The organism is Streptomyces sp. NPDC001492 (assembly GCF_053597275.1).
This window is the reverse complement of record NZ_JBSFHW010000020.1, coordinates 51479-68514: the sequence shown is the minus strand read 5'-3', so window position 1 is coordinate 68514 and position 17036 is coordinate 51479. Positions and strand designations below refer to the sequence as shown.

Below are 17036 nucleotides of genomic sequence, written 5' to 3'. Positions count from 1 at the left end.
GCCACGGGGGGAGCGGCTGGGGCCTGCATTCGACACACCCAGTCTGGCACTCAGAACTCGTTCGTGACGCCCATCCGCCCAAACCACTTCTGCTTGACGTACGTGTGCGACTCGTTGTGCACGTTCACCACGCTCCGGGCGCGCAGCCCGCCAGCAGCGAGCAGCAGACCAAGCAGGATCGCCAGCCCCGACCCGCCCATGAGCGCGATACCCGCGGCGAGTTCGTGGAAGCCGAACCCGACGCCGGCACCCGCAGCGCCGACGCCCACTCCGCCGGCCACGAGGCGCTGCGCTGTCGGGTCGAACAGCGGCTGCGGGGTCAGGTCCCGGGGTGGCGTGGGGGTGGCGGGCAGCAGCGCGGAGCGGCGCACCTCGATGGACCGGTTCGGGTTGTACGGGTCACGCACGTAGACGATCGGGTCGGCCTCGTCGTACAGCTCGACCTCGTACGCGTGGACGGGGCGCCGCCCAGCAGGGGCGGCGTACTTGCGGTAGGGCTCAGGCAGCGCGGACACTGGATTCTCCGTTTCGGCAAGGCGGATACAGAAAGCCCCCGGGGTGCGACCCGGGGGCTTTCGTGGTCGCAAGGCGCTCAGCCGGTGTCCTCGTCGTCGACGGAACCCGACTGCTCGTTGAAGTAGATCGCGGCGAACCGCACGGCAGCGTTCTCACTGAGCCCGGCCTTCATCAGGGCGGAGATCAGCTCCGCCATGTGGAGCATCGCCTCTTCCATCGGCGTCATCTTCAGGTCCGGGAATTCGTCCGGCATGGGAACCCTCACCGCTCTCGACTGCTGCTGCCGCGTAGGTTCCATCATGGCCCCTGACCAGCTTGTCCTGAAGGCCCAACTTCGCGCACAGGTCACGGAACGTCCGCTCATGCTGGGTGTAGCCGGCCTTCACCATCAGCGGGTACACGACGGACGGCTTCACCGGGCGGCCCTGCGCCTGGAACAGCTCGACGGCCAGCTCTTCATTCGACTTCGGCTTCGGGGAGGCCTTCGCGAGCTCGATCGCCGCCTCTTGCGCGGCGAGCCGGTCCAACTCGTCGTCGGTGAGCATCTCCTCGGACAGGCGCGGGATCTCAGCCGCCGCCCCGCGCGTCGGCGCTGAGGCCGGGTCACCGAGCAGCAGGTCGTACGACGCGGGGGCCTCCCATGACTGGTAGAGCTCCCACACCGACTCGTGCATCCGGTCCGGGGTGACGTTGCCGTGGGAGTCGCCGCGCAGGTTCGGGATGATCCGCGCCCACCGCTGCGACCAGGCGAGGCCCATCGCCTCCGCGGTGACCGCATCCATGTCCGGCCGGATCTCGGAGAGCTCCCGGGCCGCAGCCATGAACAGGCTTGCCATGCGGTCGTAGCCCGGTGTGCCCTGGGCGAAGACCTCCGCCATCGTCGCCCACACCTTGGCGGGGGTCGGCTGGAACGGGCCCCGGGTGGCGGACATGTAGACCACGACGCCGGGGTCCGTGAAGATCGACATGTCCGGCGCCCCGTGCCCGGGGAACAGCATGTCCAGCTCGGACGCGTTGTTCGTGCGCAGCCCGACACGGCCCGGCGTGAGTTCGTCCATCGCGGCCGTGACGTAGTCGCGGGTGGCGCGCAGGCCCGTGACGGACACGCGCACGTTGACCGAACGCCCCTCGTTGATGATCCAGTCAATGCCATCGAGGACGTCGTCCGGCATGCTCTTGGTCTCGTCGACCCGGTACACGATCGCCGGAAGGTCCGGGCGTGCGGGCAGGTTGTCGAGGTCTTCGTCTTCGAGCAGGTCGGCGTACTGCGTCTTCCGTGCGTCGATCGCAATCCTGCCCGCCTGAATGGCGAGGCGGCATTCGTCGGGGGTGGTGGCCGGCCAGTCGACGAGCGGGCGGCCGATGCCGTGCCGCAGCCACGGGCTGACGAACGGGGCGCTCATCTTGGCCGAGGTGTCGAGGTCGATCACGATGGCGTCGACACAGCGGATCAGGCCGAGGCCGAGGCACTTCATGAACGCGGTCTTGCCGGAGCCCTGCGCGCCGATGGCGATGATGCCCTCGTCCTTCATGTTGAGGCCGGCCGCGTCGCCGTTGCCGATGACGCCGAACTCCACTGGCCGGTTGATCGTGGTCGGAGCCAGTGACGGGTACGGGATCGCGCCGGACATTACGTTCTTCCGCGTGATCGCCATATAGACCACGTTGCGGGGAGTCTCGGGGCCGCCCGCGTTGAAGGTGACCCCGCCGCCCTTCGGCAGGTGCAGGGCTCCGGCGAGGGCGGCCTCGTAGCCGCGCAGCGCCTCGATGTTCAGGTGAGCCGGCAGGGTGAGCTTGATGGTCTCGCCGACCCCGCCACGCCACCTGTCGATGACCGGGTCCGCGACGACGCCTTCGATGCCGCAGATCTCCTCGATCAGCTTCGACCACGAGTCCTGCGCCTGCTTGATCTGCTCGCCCTGTTCGAGACGCCGGTCCAACTCCTTCTCTGCGGCGCGGGTCTCCTCCCCCCACCGGTCCATGCCGATGTTCACCGCGGCGCCGGTCGCCCAGATGGCCCCGCCGAACGCCATCGTCAGCAGGGTGGGACGGGTGGCCAGAGCGTAGGAGAGCCATCCGGTCGTGGCCAGCCACGAGGTGGTGCGGGCGACCTGGACGCGCCGCCACGAGCCGCGGGCCTTCTCGTAGAACACGGCCGCGCCCGTGCACACGACACCGGCGGCCGCGCCGGCTTCCCACGGGATGTCAGCGAGCGGCGCGATCAGCGCGGTGGCGACGCCGAGCTCGCTGCCCCATGCGACGAGTCGGCCGTGGGTGACGGCGTCACGGGAGAAGTCCCAGCGCTTCGGCTTGTCGGTCGGCGTCTCGAAGCCCGCCGGAATGTCTGTGGTGGCCACGGCCTTGTGTCCTCTCATGTCAGCTGGACGGCCTGCGGCCGACGACGTCCCACTTCCGCTCGACCCGCGCACCCTTGCCAGCGCGGCCCTTGGCGTTCAGCCGCAGCTCCCGCTGATGCGCACGCTGCGCTGCCTTGATCGCTTTCCTGAGCTCGTCGGCGACCGAGCGGACCTTGGATGCGGTCGCGCGGACGGTGTCATCGACGACGCCCTCGGTCGGCCAGGTCTTGGCCATGCGCCGGTACAGCTTGGTGACCGAGTCGGCGACGACCTCGACACCGGCGGCCGCGCCGGCCACCTCGGACAAGACGGTGACCATGTGGCCGCGGGTGAAGCCCTTCATGAGGCTGACGAGCTTCTTGGTGCTGTCGTCGGAGGCTGGCACGAGCTTGCCGCCACCGCCCGATCCGCCACCTGCGGGCGACGAGCCAGCGGGCAGGGCGAGACGCGCGGAGTGCGCGGAGGCGATCGCGGCCCGCAGCTTCGCCGCGTCGAGGGTGCCGGGCCCGTTGCGCAGGTTCCAGCGCTCTTCGCCGACGCGCGGGTCGAGGACGCGGATGATGTCGGCGCGGTGTGCCTGAACGAACACGACCATGATGTTGTCGGCCATCAGCCCGGCGCTACGGGCGGCGACCGCCGCGTTGTTGAGGTGCTTGATCACTGTGGGGTGCAGGGGCGCCGTCCGGGCCAGCGCACGGCCGGCTTCCTGCACGGCCACGCTCAGGTTCTTGCACATGTTCGGGATGCCGGTCAGCTCGACGATGTGGTCGGCCATGTCGGCGTCCTCGTCGCGGTGCAGGCCGTACGCCAGCTGCTCGGCCATCGCAAGCAGGATCGCGTACGCCGACGACGCCCGGAAATCAATCTGCCGGGCGACAGCGACACCAGCGGTGCGACTGCCTGTCGGGGCGGCCTGGATCGCGGGATAGTTCACGGGGGTACTCCTTGGTTTCTCGGCCGCCGCGGTGAGGGCCAGCCGCTGTTTCTCGTGTTGGAGCTCCAGGTCGATGCGCCGGTTGTGCCCGCGGGTGACTTCGAGCTTTACCTGGTGCGGGTCGCCCAGCGTCTGGTCGCGGGCCGCTTGGGCGGCCGCCTTCTTCCCTGCCTCGATGGCGGCGCGCCGCTTGGCCTTCTCACGCTTGGCGCGCACGAGAGCGATGCGGTCCTCGTCGATCTCGCCGCTAACACCGCCCCCGCCGTTCGGCTTCTTCGGGCCGAGACCGTCGCGGGCCGTCGACGACGAGGCGTCGTGGTCGCGGCCTTTCCTGCGGTCCTTCTTCGGCTTCTCGGGCTTGTCGCCTCGGCCGCGCCACGGCCGGTCGCTGTCGTCCTGCTTGCCACGGTCCTTGACCTTCGCGCCGTCTCGGAGCCCGTCCTTGAGGCCCTTGCCCTGGCTGCCGTCCTTCGGTGCCTTCGGGTCCTTGACGGTCTTGTCGTCCTTGCCGCGCTTGGGTGCCTTGCCGTCGGGGCCGGGCTTGTCGCCCCGGTTCTTCAGCTTGTCCTTGAGGTCTTTGCCGAGCTTCCCGAGCTTGTCGGCGACCGGGTCCTTGACCTTCGGCTTCCGCTGCGGGCCGACGCCAGGGGTGTCCCGGTGGTTCTTCGGGGCCCTGTGCCGGCCGCTGTCCGGGCCGTTGCCGTTGTTGCGGCCTGCACTGTTGCCGCGGCCCTGGCTCCCTGTCCCGCCTGTGCGGTCGCGCGCGCCGGGACGGTCCGAACGGCTGTCGGCGGTGCCCGATCCGTCGCCGTTGCTGTTCTCGTCGTGCTCGGCACTCCGGCGCCGCCACATCAGCGCGGCGAGCGCGGCAGGCGCGAGGCTGCCGCCGATGATGGCGCCGACAGGGCCGCCGAGGAGGAACCCGAGGCCGATCGCCGCAGTCTCGCCGGACACGGTGTGTGAGATCGCCGCGTATCCGTTTCGCAGCGAGTTGTCTGTGTTGCCCTGAGAAGGGGTGGGGGCGGGGCGGGGCGGGGCGGCGCCGCGACCCTGCTGAACCACCACGAGGGGGCTCCCTGAGCTGTTCTGGCCCCCGCCCCGCCCCGCCCCGCCGCCCTGATTGTCACTCACCGTGACGCCCGGAGGGGTGGCAGACGGGTCCGGCGTGACCGTCGGAATCGTGTCCGCGCTCATGCGTAAAACCCCGTCCCCTCACCGACACGATCCCGAGCATCCTTGAGCCGCCGCCCCGCAGTAGCCGGGCTCACACCGAGGATCTGAGCCGCGCTCGTCTTCGTGAGCCGCTCACCGATCGTGAGACGGTGAGCCAGCTCGGCGATCTGCTGCTCCTTCTCGTCGGCCCCCGGCTCAGGCTCAGCCGGTTCACCAGAGTCGGTCTCAGCGGCGCTCTGCGTGGTCTTCGCGAAGGTGGGCTCAGCCGGGCTCAGGACGGGCTCACGCCGAATGCCCTGGTCACCAGGCTTGATGATCGGCTGGGAGGCGGGAAGAGCGGGTGCCGGGTGCGGCTCGTGAGCCGCCTTGTCACGCCCCGTCAGGAGCACCGTGCCGCCAGTCGGCTCACCGGGATCAGCGGGCTCAAGGGCCGGGCTCACGGGCTGAGCCGGGCTCGGCTCACTGCCGCCGGTGAGCATGGCCATGAGGGCGATGTCGGCGCCCTGGGTGAGCCGGTCGCGCTGGACAGTGATGAGCCCTGAGCCGAGCTGGGCGTCGCCCTCGCCGATCTCCTTCATCAGCTTCCACGCCTTGAGAGCCGATTCGTCTCGCACCTTCTTGTCGGGGTGACGTTCGGCCTGCGCAGCGTGAAAGGCGATCTGCCGCATCGTGTCGGCGTTGCGGCGCTGGGCTTCGACGTCGACGCCAGTGGTGTGGGAGACGATCCGCCGGGCGAGGAAGCTGATGCCCTCGGCGGCCGCGGTCATCGCGAGGGGGGTGAGGGCGTACACGACGGCCTCACGCAGAGCGGGGGCGATGGCGAGACCCATGCAGGACGCGGCCATGGGGAGGACCCAGAGGGCGGCGCGGACGACCGCGGGCGCGGCCTGGCCGAGCATGGTCACGCCGATCATGACGAGGGCCGCGACGAGGGTGGCGCCTTCGCCGGCGGCGACGACACCGAGCGCGGTGCGGGAGTTGTGCAGGACGGAAGAGGCGTTGGCGTAGGTGCCGAGCGCTCCCCCCGCACCTACGGCGATCATGGGGAGGGTGGCGATGGTGAGCACCGCGATCTGCCCGCGGGTGAGCGAGCGCACGGGTGCGCGTTCGGTGGGGGGCGTCTGGGCAGTCACGGTGATCGGTGCCTTCCTTGATGGTCAGCGGTGCTTCCAGGCGACGGTGGCGGCGACGGTCAGTGCGACGGCCGGCCACGCCATCTGTGCGACGAACGCGAGTATGGCGAGGACTGTGATCCCCCACCGTGCGAGTGGCGTGTGGAAGGTGTCGACGATGGGCGACTGGTTGCGGCGGCATCCGCAGTGCCTGTGGCGGCGTGGTGTGGGGGTGCGTCGGGGTACGCGGATTACGAATTCGCCGTGGTCCTCGTGGTCGTCGTAGGTGTCGGTGGGCTGGCGGTCGCGGGCGCGGGCCATGGGTGCCTCTCGGTCTGGTGCCGCGCCCCGGCCGGGGGGTGTGCCGGGGCGCGGCGGTCTGGTGGGGTCAGGTGGTGCGGACGACGTCGGCGAGGGCGGCGTAGCGGACGGCGCGGTAGCCAGGCGGGCGGCTCATATGGTGGGCCTGGGCAGGGCGCGGCACTTCTCGGCGTGGCCCTGCGCCCACTTGGCGACTTCCTGGTCGGCGCCGGTACTGCCGTTGTCGGTGCGGAAGGAGTACGGGCCCCACTTCTCGGTGTGGGTCGCGGCGCAGCCCCCACCCCCGCATGAGGCGATGGTGAGGTTCGGTTCGGTGTCGACGATCAGGGCCATGTCGTGGCGAAGGTCGACGGTGGCGCCACCGACGGTGAGGTAGCGGGCGATGACGCCGTTGGGCCAAGGCTCGGTGGCGGCGCTGGACTGCTGGCTCATACCTTCCGCCCCGCCTTCAGGACGTCGGCCGCGCTGTGGCCAGCGTTGCGGGCCTCGTCGTACCGCTGCTCAGCCTCGTACTCGGAGGCGCGCCACTCGGGGTCACGGTCGCAGTCGCGGACGCCGGTGAGGGCGGCGATGTCGCGGCAGTCCTGTGCGGCGTGTGCGTAGGCGGCGAGCGCGGGGCTGGGCTGGGTGCTGGTCTCGCGGATAACATCCACGGTCAGGACCTGCTCTTTCGTCGAGGTTAGAGAGGGTCCGCCCCTCGGCCCGGAGCTCCAACTCCACATGGGTCGAGGGGTTTTCCCTTTACCGAGTACGACCGTAGCGAGAAGTGTGGACAATGTCCACACCTCTCCGAGAGGATTGGCCTATGCCCGACGCCCCCGAGCGGCAGAAGCCGGAGAGGGAGACGATGACCATCCCGAAGCTCGCCGAGAGAGTGGGCCGCAGCCGAACCCTGATCCACCGGCTCGCCACGAACCCCGCCGAGGGCTGGCCGCCTCCCGTCTACAGGCCCGGAAGCTCTCGCCCCGAGTACGACGTCGCCTGGTTCGACGCGTACTGGGCGCAGCGGCAGGCCGGGATCAAGCAGGGGAAGCGCACCGACTTGGAGACGCCAGAGGAGTAGCCGCGCAAGACGAAGCCCCGCCGATGAGAGTTCGGCGGGGCTTCTTCGTGCTGTAGCAGACGGCGCGTGGTGCAGCCAGGTTCACCAACGAGCCGCACCCTCAGCGTAACCCGTGTGGGTGACAGTGCTCTTCCATCCGGCCCGCACCGGGCGTACGGTCTCAGGACTCCACAAAGGGGGGCGCCCTCGGAGGCGCGCGGCCCGCTGTCTCTCCACCGGCAGCGGGCCGCGGCATGTCCGCCGGCTCACCACATGCGGCAGGCCCGCCACAGCCACACCGCCGCCCGGTTGCGGCCGCGCTGGATGAGCCAGTAGGCCGCGCCGTCGATACAGCGTTGAGCGCGGAGGCGGCCGCGGGTGGTGTACGAGAGGCGTGGCGAGAGGACGCGGGACTCGTTCACGGCAGGAGCCTCCCTCGCGGCCGGTAGAGGGGCACGTTGTGCAGGTGGGGTTCGAGGATCGCGAACGCCCGCTCCGCCGGGGTCGGTTCGGGCGGCAGCACGGTGACCCCGTGGTCTGCTATCTCCGCCTCTGACAGCGGGTACGGGATACTGATCCGCGTGGCGGGGAGGAAGCCACGCATCTCACCCGACCCGTCTCCGCTGATCAGGAACCGGTCGACCATGGCGTCCGTCTCGGCCATGGCGCTGGCGTACGCGGCGGCGAGGCCGCGTTCGAGGTAGGCCCGGAACGCGGCCTGCAGTTCGTCGAACTCCTCGCACGTCTCGCCGGGGTGATTGATGTGCCGGCCGGACTCGCAGACGACGACGGGCATGGGCGGGGTGAGGTCGCGGACGTGCAGCTCGGGTTCAGGCATCGGGCTGCTCCTTCGCCTTCGGCCGCCAGTCCTCAACGAGTTCGAGCACTAGGGCGGCCGACTCCGGGTCGTAGCCGACGACTTGGTACAGCACCTGATCGGCGATGTTGATCTGGTCGTTGGACTGCATGGTCAGCCCGTACGCGCCGTTGGCGAGGAGCGCGACGGCCATGCGGGCTCGGTGCGGGGCGGTGTCGACGATGAGGCCGTGGCCGAGCTTCCGGCTGAGTTGGATATCGCCGAGGCCGGGACAGTCATGTTCGCCGCGGATGGGCTGGAGGCAGGTCGTGCACTTGGCCATGGGTCAGTTCTCCTTGGGCTGGTCGCCGCATCCGCAGCGGACACCGCCACCGTGGTACGGGGACAGGGCTGGCACATCGACAGGGTTGGGGCAGCTGTCGGGGAAGCCGGTGCACGGTGTGAGATCGGCCGGCTCGTGCACGAGGCGGGCGTCGATCGCTTCGAGGACGCGTCTGGTCACCCAGTCGACGCCATCCGCTACGCCCCTGTCGTACCGGGTGGATGGGGTGTGGCCTTGCCCTGCGGCTTTTACGGAGTCGAGGGTCTTTCGGACGCGTGTGAGGGCGTCTTCTGCTGTGGACGGCAGTGCGGCTGCGGTGTCCTCGCCGAGTGCGCACCGCAGGTCGTTGGCCATGGAATGGCAGACGGCGGACACCGCCTCGGTGCGCTGCTCGTCGACTTGCCAGAGGCGTGCTTCGAGGGCGCGGACGCGGTCGATCGTGGCGTGCAGGGCGTCGAGTTCGGCGTCCGTGATCGTGGACGCGGTCGGCCGGCCGTTCATGCTGCGTCCTCATGGTCGTCGGGTTCGGTCAACTGCTCAGCCAGGCCCTCCCACATGAACGCCTCCAGCTGTGTGAGGGGCCGGCCGTGGAAGGCCTCGTGCTTGCGGGCCGCGGACTCGTGCAGAACAGCGATGTGCCGGCGCGCGTCGCGGAGGTCGAGCTGCTGCACGAACGCGGCGAGGAGGACGACGGAGGCGGCTGCGTTGAGGGCGGTGTGCCAGAACGGGGCGTGGCCGCTGGTTTGGGCGGTGCACCAGATGAGCCAGGCGGAGGCGGCGAGGTAGAGGGTGCACAGGGCGCGGTTCACAGGAAGCCTCCCGCGGGTTCGATGGTGGTCATGGTGTGGAGGGCGATGAGGCTGGCTCGTTGGCCGTTGAGGTCGGGGTATCGGCACCAGGGGCCGTCGTCTTCGTCGTCGGGTGGTTCGGGGTCCCAGTTGATGCCGGGGAGTTCTTCGGTGGCCCACAGGACGGTCACGGCTGCGCCTCCGGGTCAATCAGGTTGGCAGCGTCGGCGAACCCGGCGGCGCGGTCGTACTGCGGATCAGATGGCGTGGCGCGCGGCCCGGCTGCGTCGATCAGCTCGCCGCAGCGAACGCGGATCTTCTCGGCCAGCTCATGGGCGTACGCGTCGACCAGTTGCTCGGCGGTCGGGCAGGCGCTGCCTCCGCAGGTGCAGGCGTCGTCGTTGAGGGCGCGGATGAGGCGCTCGCGGGCGGACTTGGTCATCGGCTGCTCCAGCGGTCGGTGGCCCTCAGCCATGCGGCGTAGGCGAACTGGTGCGGGTGAAGGATCGGGTAGGCGATGCGGTGGGCGCGCCCGTCGGGGTCGAGGAGCTGGTCGAGCCAGTCGACGCACCGGTGGTGGAGGGCGCGTCCCGCCCGGCCGAGGCCGAGCAGGAGCGCGGAGATGAACGGGGCGCAGACGATGCCGACTCCGATAGCGCGGCCGATCATGCTGCTTCCTCGAACTGTTGAGGCTCTGTGCGCCTCTGTGGGCGTCGTGTGCGTCTGGCGGCACAGATCCGGGCCCGGAGCGCGCTACGACCCCAGGACGGCCCTGTGGTGGCCCGCCATGCGGCACGCGCGCCGTACGCCCCGGTCGCGATCGCGGCGAGCAGCAGGATGGTGCCGACGATGGCGAGGAAGATGAGCCAGCCGAGGAGCGCCTGGCCGAGTTGGATGGCGGTGTCGATGGCTTCGACGAACAGGTCGGCGTTGCTCACGACCGCGGCCCCTTGCAAGTGACGGGCGCCTCGCTGCTGATGCGGTCGCTGATCGGCAGTTCGAACGGGGTGCGCCCGCAGCACGGGGTGAGACCTGACCCGTCCGGCGGGCAGCGGTGCACGGTCTCGGTTGGCCGCGCCTCCTCGCCGCTGCCGTCTGCCGCGGGCTGCACCGGGACGGCGGTGATGGCTCGCTTGCAGTCCCGGCAGTCCACAGGCATGTGGTTGATCGCGTAGCCGCCCTTGCCGATCGGCTTCTCGCAGGCGGTCCAGAACTGCCGCGTCACGCCCGTCTCGAAGGGTGCAGTGGCATGGACCCGGCGGTCGCCGCGCCGCTTGTGCCGGTTGGGCCACTCCGTGGTGCTAGCCCACTCAGGCGGTGTAACAGGGGGCGCGCTCAAGGCTTTGGCCATGCGCTGAGCCTTGGCGAGCTTTTCTTCCTCGGTCTCCGGCCGCGCCCACTCGGGCTGCGCCTCGGTGTCGGGCTGCTGCGCCTCGGCGAGCATCGCGGCGAGCACGGGTACGTCCTCGCGGGAGACGATGACGGCCGTCTCCTCGGAGCCGCCGCCACTGTGGTGGACGCCGGGAATGTAGACGGTGTTTCCGCCGTCGGCGGTGTCGATGGTCTGCGCCCACGCGTAGACGCGGCGCCCGGCGTCGTCCTCCTGCTGCGCCTCGGCGGCCAGACGGCGCCGCACGACGATACCCGGCCCCGTGTCGATGCCGTCGCCGTGGCGCTCGATCAGCTCGAACCACCGGTCGTAACGGTCGGTCGCCATCCGCTCCTCGGACACCCACTCCAGGCGGCCCGTCACTTCGGCCTGCGAGCGCATCCACGCTTCGGCCATTCCGGTGGCGGCGTCCTGGTCGTTGGCGTAGCCGATCAGGTAGTCGGAGACGTTGCCGGGCTCGTACACGGCCTCCCAGGCGGGCAGCACCTCGGCGAGGACGGCGGCCCGGTCGGCGGGCGGCAGCACGGCCAGCACCGCGGCGGCACGGTCCTGGTAGGCCCGCCACGTTGGGCTCCCGTCCTTGAAGCCCGGGGCCCACCTCCAGCCGTCGACGGAAGCCAACGCCCCGGCGATGCGGTCGCGGTCGGCGGTCTGGTCCGGCGGCGGGGACGACACCGGGACAGCGGTGAGCAGCTGAGCGAACGCAAGCGTGGCAGCCGCGGACTCCTCGTAGGTGGGCGCATTGACCGCGGTCCAGAAGGCGTCCGTCAGCGCCGGGGACCAGTGGGCGGGCAGCTGCGTGGCCTGGTCAGTCATTGGTTGCTCCAGGGGGTGAGGTGAGAGGCTGGGCCAGCCGGCCGCCTGCTGCTAGCTCCAGCAGGCGGCCGGTCCGGTGTGGTCATGCGACAGTCAGCGGGATCACGCCCTGCACCACAGCGGGCGCAGGCTCCGGCTCGGGCTCCTCGATGAGCGGCGGCGGATCGAACTCGATGTGCGCGCCCGCCCAGTTCCGCTCGCACATCTCGGCGAGCGTGAAGTGATTCCGCCGCAGTTCCCCGGCGAGGACCGCGGTGAGGGTGCCGTCGGGGTGCAGGGTGCAGTCGAACGGCGGCTGGTCGGACTGGTGCACGCGGATCGCCGTCGGCACGGCCGGCAGCGTGATCTCCCGCGCCTCAACGGTTGGCGTCTCGTCGAGCCCGGCCTTGCCGCGGCAGTGCGGGCACATCTCCTCGTGACGGCTCATGCGGTCTTCACCGCCCGCGGCTTGGTCAGCCCGTTCCGCTCGCAGATCCACCAGGCGTGGCGGAGGCTGCACCGGGTGCGGGCGGCGATCAGCTCGTAGGTCAGGCCGTACAGGCGCAGTTGAATGACGGCGGCTTCCAGCTCGGCGGGGCTGACCCGTGCGGGCCGGTCGCCGGAGGCGGTGCGCTCTATCGCCATCTCGTCGATGTCGTGGTCGCCGCGGTTGCAGGTGCGGCAGTAGCGGCGGCCGTCGACGGTGGGGATGACGTCGTGCCCGTCGTGCCGGTACGTGAACTGTTTCTCGTTGTACGTCTTCTCGGTGACGTACCGGCAGGCTCGGCAGTAGCGGATGCCGTCGGGGGTGAAGCGCAGGTTCTCGACGTTGAGGCGATGGCCGTGTCCGCAGAACGCGGGAATGATCCGGTCGGTCTTGGCGCGCGGCTTCGGTGTTGTCTCGCCGGGCTTGGGCGGGCCGCCGGCGGGGCGGCCGTGGTAGACCCATCGGGTGTAGCAGGCAACGCAGTAGCCGCGGCCGCGGTGGGCGGCGGTCTGGCCGCAGCAGGCGCACACGATGGTCCGGCGGCGGGCTCGGTCGCTGCTGGGTGTGGCGGTGGCCATGACGGGTCACGCTCCCGTCTCGACGGCCGGCCGGACCGCGGCGTTGCGGTCTTCGTACTCGGCCTGCTTCCGCATCCAGGCGCCGACCTGGTGGCCGTGGTCGCCGAAGAACGAGACCTCGGGACGCTGGGGGTCGGCCCTGTCCGCGAGGTCACGCCACGCCTGGGCGCGGCCCGCGGCCAACTGCTGGCGGAGCTTGTCAACCTCGGCCATCGGGGTGATCAGGTCGAGGGCGTTGTCCCACGGGCAGTTCATCGAGGAGTGCTCGCCGATGACCTCTTCCGGGGCGACTGCGTAGGCCAGCTTGTCGGCCATCTCGTGGAAGTGGTCGCGGTCGTCGATGGTGTCGCCGTGCTGGCGTTCCTCGTTGGCGAGGGCGGCGCGCAGGCGGCGCACCTCGGCGACGAGCGCACGAACAGCGTCAGGCGACAGGGCGGCGAAGTACGCGCCGAGCCGGTCGTCCCACAGGTCCGCCAGCAGGTTGCCGTGCGAGCCGCGGAGTTCCGCGTGGGTGTCGTCGACGGTCCACGGGCCGGCGGGGATGTTCTTGGCGAGGGTTTCCAGGTCGTTGAGTTGCTGGTCGGTGGGTGGTGTGGGCTGCGTGTTCATGGGTTTCCTTTGTTGGTTGGGCGTTGGGATGGCGTGGCGTCTATTTGGCGGCTGGGGGTCACACAGCAGGGCTCAGCACGTCGGCCACCGACCGGCCGCGGTAGGTGAGCGTCGGCGCCAGCTCCCGTGCGATCCGGAGCGCTGTGTCGTGGTCGAAGCGGTACGCCTTCAGCCAGATGGCCTGCTCAGCGTCGTAGGCGTCCATCTCCGCCTGCGTGGCGGGCTCTTGAGGGCCGTGGCTCCACTGGAAGCCGGGCGAGCGCTGCCCGTTGGCGTCGACGTACTGGCCGCGGCACTGCACGGACCACAGGCCCTCGCCGCGGTAGGAGACGCGGACGGAGAACGTCCACCGCTCGTCGTGGCCTTCGGGCAGGCAGCTCACGGTGTAGCCGGTGGTCTGGACGGTCGGTTCGGGGATGAGGGTGTTGGGCGTGGTGGTCATGGCGGGTGTCCTTTCAGGCGGCGTCGTGGGGTGCGTCGTGTTGTGGTGGGTGGCTTCCGGTTTCGGGTTCGCAGCCGAGGTGGGTGTCGTAGCCGCGGTCGAGTCGGTAGCCGGTGAGGGGCTTCTCGCAGACGGTGCAGAGGGGTTCTTGTGGCTTCTGCTGTTCCTGCGTTCCCTCCCCGTTCCCCCACTTCGTGGGGGGAACGTGGGGAACGGGGGGCGTTCCTGGCGTTTCCCCGACGTTTCCGGGAAACGTTTGACCTGCGGTTTCTTCGTTCCGGGGTGCGTTCCGGGAAACGTTTCCGGGAAACGTGTCGGGGAACGCCTCGGGGAAACGTTGCGGGGAAACGTCGAAACCTGGCATTTCGGACCGTGATTTGCGGGCTCGGACGGCCTCAGCGATCTTCGTGTTACTGCCCGGTACGTGAAGCTCGGCGAGCTTCTCCCGCACCACCCGGTTGCCCGCCTCGTTCGGCACGCCGGCCCGGTCGAGGGTGGCGATGATGTGCTCGACGGTGCCCGGGATCGCGGCCATCCCGGTGTCGGGCTCCGTCTCGTATGTCATGAGGACGTGGCGGGTGCCGCCGAGTGCCCAGTTGTCGCCGTCGCGCTTGGACTGGCGGATGAGGGAGAAGAAGTCGGGGCCGATGCCGGTGCGGGTGTGGGTGCGCTTGAGGGTGAGCGCGCCGCCGCCCTGCGCGGACAGTTCCCACACGTGGTCGACGTCCTGGGTCTTGGCGGAGGAGCCGCGGCCGCCGCGGTCTTTGTCCTTGCCGAAGTGGTCGAGGCGGACGGAGGCGATGCGGTCGCGCTTGAGGGGCAGCAGCGTGTGCCGGTACAGCGCCAGCCAGGTGTCGGCGTCGTTCTCGGGCCCGCCGATGAACCGGGACACGGTGTCGATGACGACGAGCTCGGCGCCGGTGGCTTTCACCAGGGCGAGGAGGTCGGCTCCTCCGCCTGCGGTGTCGAGGGGGCGTACGGGTGGGAAGCTGGCGTAGCGCAACTCGCCCATGTGGCGCGGGCCGGCGCCGAAGGACAGGAAGCGTTCCTGGACCTGCTCCTGCCCGTTCTCCGCGTCCAAGTAGAGGATCCGCACGGGCTCCTGCGCGTGGTCGCCGAGGAAGGACTGGCCGGTGGCCATGCGCCACATCCACTCCTGCACGAACAGGGACTTGCCGGCCTTGCCGTCGCCGACCACGGTGATCTGCTGGCCGGGGCCCATGAGCTTGCCGGGCAGGAGCTGGATGGCGCCGAAGTCGGTGGCGAAGAAGGTGCCCCAGTCGAGCAACGAGGCGACGAGGTGGGCGGGGCCGCGGCCGGTGTTCTCACGGAGGGCCTCGCCCTGCTGGAAGTCCGCGACGAGCGCGGCGAGTTCGTCGCCGTCGGCCTTGCGGTCGATGGCGGCTTTGAGGGCGGTGGAGTGGGCGTCGTAGCGGCGTTGGCGTGCGGTTTCGGCGATGCGCTCGGCGAACGACGCGGCCATGAGGGGGGCGATGGTGAGGTCGCCGAGTTTGTGGATGAGGGTGCCGTTGTCGACGCGGTGGAGCTGCCCGCGCTTCTCGATCTCGGCGCGCACGAGAGCGGGATGGCAGGGCTGCCCGGTGGCGTGGATGCCGGCGGCGGTGTCCCACATGAGCTGGTGGGCGGGCTTGTACAGGTCGTCGCGGGTGATGAGGAGGGAGCACTCGTCGTAGGCCACCTTGGAGTGCATGACGACGCCGACGACGTATTCCTCGGCTTCGAGGTCGCAGGGCGGTACTCGGGTGAAGCCGTCGGTGTCCGCCTGGTCGCGCGGCATGTGGCGGACGTTGTCCACGGGCGGTCTCCTCAGAAGAGCGGTTGCGTCGGGCACTTGTGCGTTGTGAGGTGCTGGTGCGGGCAGTCCGGCGGGTGCCGGAGTCCGGTCCAGCGGAGCCGTAGGGCCCGGTGCGGGAGGCGGGGCAGGCACCACACGAGGTCGTCCGGTGTGCGGTCGGCGAGTGCCTGCGGGTACGGGAGGCGTTCCTCGGGCGGCGGGAGGGTGACGCGGGCTTTCAGGGCTGCGACGTCACCGACCCACTGCACGAGGAGGGGCAGGCCGCAGGCAGGGCAGCGGGAGTCGGCGCGTCCCTGCCCGCGGCCGGCCATCAGGCCGGTGTCCCGTTGAGGATCGGCGTGTCGATGCCCTCGGCGATCTGTTGGAGGACGTCGGTGAACGCGGCCTTGGCGCGCTCTTCGGGCTGCTCCAACTTGAAGCCGAGGGCGAGTTGTCCGCCGCCGAGCCGGTACTTGAAGCGGGCGGTCATCGAGTACGGGTCAGCACCCTCGAACGGCTGCACGGCGATCTTGAAGGTCTCGGGGATCGCGATGTCGCCCTTGCTCCCGGCGGAAGCCTTGGTGTCCTCGACGAAGCTGAACTTCCGCTCACCGGACTGCAGCCGGCTGCTGCTCTGGAAGTCGGCCTTCGTGGTGGCCTTGATGGACTGCGCGATCTCCAGCATGGTCGCGGCGTCCGGCTCGACGAGGTTGGGCAGGTGGTCCTCCAGGAAGTTCGCGAAGTCGTCCTGGCTGACGAGGTTGCCGTCGAGCTTGGTCCACTCTTCCCAGGCCTTGGTGCGGCGCAGTTGGAGGCTGAGGCGGTGGCCGCCGAAACCGGGCTCGTCGGCGGAGTGCGCGTCGAGGACGGCCACGACAGTGAGCTTCTCGACGTCGGAGTAGACCTCGGACGCGTCGTCGTGGTGCTTGGCGTAGTAGGTGAGGAACGACGCTGCGTCGCGGACGACGGTCGTGCCGACCTTGCGGGCGAGCTGGCCGGTGTACTCGGGCCCGGTCAGGTCGACGGTCTGGACGCGGCCGTCGGCAGTGGCGACAAGGTAGATGTTGCCGGGCTCGACGTCCTTGGGGGCGAGGGCCTGCTGGGCGAGCGTGCTGATGGCGACGACGCTGCTGCTGTCGGTGTTGGTCACGGGTCAGATTTCCTTGATCTCGCCGGTGGCGGTGTTGATGTCGCGGACGTCGAAGGCCTGCATCTGGCGGGGGTCGTTGCGAGTGGGCCGGCCGTCGTCGTCGACGAAGTACATGGAGGGCGGCGCGATCGGCCGGGGTGCCTTCAGCTCGGACTCGACGGAGATGAGGAGGGGCTGGCCGTCGACGTGGCCCTTGGGCGGTTCGGCGGTGACTTTGAGGGTCAGCGAGCCCTTGCGGCCGTGTTCCTGGACGGCGGAGAGCAGCTCGCGGAGTTCGCTGCTGATCTGGATGTGGGCTTCGCCGCGGCTGTGCTGGATGAGGAAGACGGCGAAGTCGTCCTGGTGTTCGGTGTCGGTCTGGGTGGTCACGTGGTGCCTCTCTGGCGGATGGGGTGGGGTGAATGGGCA

The 17036-nt window shown here is 70.1% G+C and carries 26 protein-coding genes; 1 reads left to right on the top strand and 25 read right to left on the bottom strand.

The genetic code is table 11. The features are described from left to right. Positions 1 to 50: 50 nt before the first annotated feature. The 7 genes from ACWC1K_RS24900 to ACWC1K_RS24870 form a co-directional block, all read right to left on the bottom strand. The gene (locus ACWC1K_RS24900) at positions 51 to 515 is read right to left on the bottom strand and encodes a hypothetical protein (protein WP_450834376.1); all 465 of its coding nucleotides are present in this window, start codon (positions 513 to 515) and stop codon (positions 51 to 53) included. Positions 516 to 668: 153 nt separating this feature from the next. Beyond that, positions 669 to 2873, bottom strand: a complete 2205-nt coding sequence (locus ACWC1K_RS24895; RefSeq protein ID WP_450834374.1) for a hypothetical protein — start codon at positions 2871 to 2873, stop codon at positions 669 to 671. 19 nt (positions 2874 to 2892) lie between these two features. Beyond that, the gene (locus tag ACWC1K_RS24890) at positions 2893 to 4761 is read right to left on the bottom strand and encodes a hypothetical protein (protein WP_450834373.1); all 1869 of its coding nucleotides are present in this window, start codon (positions 4759 to 4761) and stop codon (positions 2893 to 2895) included. 236 nt (positions 4762 to 4997) lie between these two features. Next, the gene (locus ACWC1K_RS24885) at positions 4998 to 6113 is read right to left on the bottom strand and encodes a hypothetical protein (protein ID WP_450834371.1); all 1116 of its coding nucleotides are present in this window, start codon (positions 6111 to 6113) and stop codon (positions 4998 to 5000) included. A 24-nt stretch (positions 6114 to 6137) separates the two neighbouring features. Further along, complete coding sequence (locus tag ACWC1K_RS24880; protein WP_450834370.1) at positions 6138 to 6413, bottom strand: hypothetical protein; 276 nt, start codon at positions 6411 to 6413, stop codon at positions 6138 to 6140. A 132-nt stretch (positions 6414 to 6545) separates the two neighbouring features. Next, entirely contained in the window at positions 6546 to 6845 is a 300-nt protein-coding gene (locus ACWC1K_RS24875) for a hypothetical protein (RefSeq protein ID WP_450834368.1), read from the bottom strand. Continuing rightward, positions 6842 to 7066, bottom strand: coding sequence for a hypothetical protein (locus tag ACWC1K_RS24870; protein ID WP_450834366.1), 225 nt, complete (start codon positions 7064 to 7066; stop codon positions 6842 to 6844). The genes ACWC1K_RS24875 and ACWC1K_RS24870 overlap by 4 nt, the downstream gene beginning before the upstream one ends. Before the next feature lie 152 nt (positions 7067 to 7218). Here ACWC1K_RS24870 and ACWC1K_RS24865 point away from each other — a divergent pair, with 152 nt between their 5' ends. Next, a complete protein-coding gene (locus ACWC1K_RS24865; protein ID WP_450834364.1) occupies positions 7219 to 7476 on the top strand; it encodes a hypothetical protein in 258 nt (85 codons plus the stop codon). A 245-nt stretch (positions 7477 to 7721) separates the two neighbouring features. Here the strand turns inward: ACWC1K_RS24865 and ACWC1K_RS24860 are convergent, their stop codons facing one another. From ACWC1K_RS24860 to ACWC1K_RS24775, 18 genes are all read right to left on the bottom strand, one after another. Further along, positions 7722 to 7877, bottom strand: a complete 156-nt coding sequence (locus ACWC1K_RS24860) for a hypothetical protein (RefSeq protein WP_450834362.1) — start codon at positions 7875 to 7877, stop codon at positions 7722 to 7724. After that, positions 7874 to 8293 carry a hypothetical protein gene (locus ACWC1K_RS24855; RefSeq protein ID WP_450834360.1) on the bottom strand — a complete coding sequence of 140 codons (420 nt, stop codon included), beginning with the start codon at positions 8291 to 8293 and terminating at the stop codon, positions 7874 to 7876. Before ACWC1K_RS24855 ends, ACWC1K_RS24860 begins: the two co-directional genes overlap by 4 nt. Beyond that, positions 8286 to 8594: a hypothetical protein gene (locus tag ACWC1K_RS24850; RefSeq protein WP_450834359.1), complete on the bottom strand. Its 309-nt coding sequence runs from the start codon at positions 8592 to 8594 to the stop codon at positions 8286 to 8288. Before ACWC1K_RS24850 ends, ACWC1K_RS24855 begins: the two co-directional genes overlap by 8 nt. 3 nt (positions 8595 to 8597) lie before the next feature. Next, a complete protein-coding gene (locus tag ACWC1K_RS24845) occupies positions 8598 to 9095 on the bottom strand; it encodes a hypothetical protein (protein WP_450834357.1) in 498 nt (165 codons plus the stop codon). Next, on the bottom strand, positions 9092 to 9403 hold the full coding sequence (locus ACWC1K_RS24840) for a hypothetical protein (protein ID WP_450834356.1): 312 nt from the start codon (positions 9401 to 9403) through the stop codon (positions 9092 to 9094). Before ACWC1K_RS24840 ends, ACWC1K_RS24845 begins: the two co-directional genes overlap by 4 nt. Beyond that, complete coding sequence (locus tag ACWC1K_RS24835) at positions 9400 to 9573, bottom strand: hypothetical protein (protein WP_450834355.1); 174 nt, start codon at positions 9571 to 9573, stop codon at positions 9400 to 9402. Before ACWC1K_RS24835 ends, ACWC1K_RS24840 begins: the two co-directional genes overlap by 4 nt. Further along, positions 9570 to 9824, bottom strand: a complete 255-nt coding sequence (locus ACWC1K_RS24830; RefSeq protein ID WP_450834353.1) for a hypothetical protein — start codon at positions 9822 to 9824, stop codon at positions 9570 to 9572. Before ACWC1K_RS24830 ends, ACWC1K_RS24835 begins: the two co-directional genes overlap by 4 nt. After that, positions 9821 to 10051 carry a hypothetical protein gene (locus ACWC1K_RS24825; RefSeq protein ID WP_450834351.1) on the bottom strand — a complete coding sequence of 77 codons (231 nt, stop codon included), beginning with the start codon at positions 10049 to 10051 and terminating at the stop codon, positions 9821 to 9823. The genes ACWC1K_RS24830 and ACWC1K_RS24825 overlap by 4 nt, the downstream gene beginning before the upstream one ends. Continuing rightward, the gene (locus ACWC1K_RS24820) at positions 10048 to 10320 is read right to left on the bottom strand and encodes a hypothetical protein (RefSeq protein WP_450834349.1); all 273 of its coding nucleotides are present in this window, start codon (positions 10318 to 10320) and stop codon (positions 10048 to 10050) included. The genes ACWC1K_RS24825 and ACWC1K_RS24820 overlap by 4 nt, the downstream gene beginning before the upstream one ends. Then, positions 10317 to 11588: a hypothetical protein gene (locus tag ACWC1K_RS24815; RefSeq protein ID WP_450834347.1), complete on the bottom strand. Its 1272-nt coding sequence runs from the start codon at positions 11586 to 11588 to the stop codon at positions 10317 to 10319. The genes ACWC1K_RS24820 and ACWC1K_RS24815 overlap by 4 nt, the downstream gene beginning before the upstream one ends. 82 nt (positions 11589 to 11670) lie before the next feature. Then, positions 11671 to 12015 (bottom strand): hypothetical protein, encoded by a 345-nt coding sequence (locus ACWC1K_RS24810; protein ID WP_450834345.1) that lies wholly within the window; start codon positions 12013 to 12015, stop codon positions 11671 to 11673. Beyond that, positions 12012 to 12632 carry a hypothetical protein gene (locus tag ACWC1K_RS24805; RefSeq protein WP_450834343.1) on the bottom strand — a complete coding sequence of 207 codons (621 nt, stop codon included), beginning with the start codon at positions 12630 to 12632 and terminating at the stop codon, positions 12012 to 12014. Before ACWC1K_RS24805 ends, ACWC1K_RS24810 begins: the two co-directional genes overlap by 4 nt. Positions 12633 to 12638: 6 nt before the next feature. After that, a complete protein-coding gene (locus ACWC1K_RS24800; RefSeq protein ID WP_450834342.1) occupies positions 12639 to 13241 on the bottom strand; it encodes a hypothetical protein in 603 nt (200 codons plus the stop codon). A 58-nt stretch (positions 13242 to 13299) separates the two neighbouring features. Then, on the bottom strand, positions 13300 to 13683 hold the full coding sequence (locus ACWC1K_RS24795) for a hypothetical protein (protein WP_450834340.1): 384 nt from the start codon (positions 13681 to 13683) through the stop codon (positions 13300 to 13302). 13 nt (positions 13684 to 13696) lie between these two features. Further along, on the bottom strand, positions 13697 to 15499 hold the full coding sequence (locus tag ACWC1K_RS24790) for an AAA family ATPase (RefSeq protein ID WP_450834338.1): 1803 nt from the start codon (positions 15497 to 15499) through the stop codon (positions 13697 to 13699). A gap of 11 nt (positions 15500 to 15510) precedes the next feature. Beyond that, positions 15511 to 15810, bottom strand: coding sequence for a hypothetical protein (locus ACWC1K_RS24785; protein ID WP_450834336.1), 300 nt, complete (start codon positions 15808 to 15810; stop codon positions 15511 to 15513). Then, positions 15810 to 16628 (bottom strand): DUF2303 family protein, encoded by an 819-nt coding sequence (locus ACWC1K_RS24780; RefSeq protein ID WP_450834335.1) that lies wholly within the window; start codon positions 16626 to 16628, stop codon positions 15810 to 15812. The genes ACWC1K_RS24785 and ACWC1K_RS24780 overlap by 1 nt, the downstream gene beginning before the upstream one ends. 3 nt (positions 16629 to 16631) lie before the next feature. Then, a complete protein-coding gene (locus ACWC1K_RS24775; protein WP_450834333.1) occupies positions 16632 to 16997 on the bottom strand; it encodes a hypothetical protein in 366 nt (121 codons plus the stop codon). Positions 16998 to 17036 lie beyond the last annotated feature (39 nt).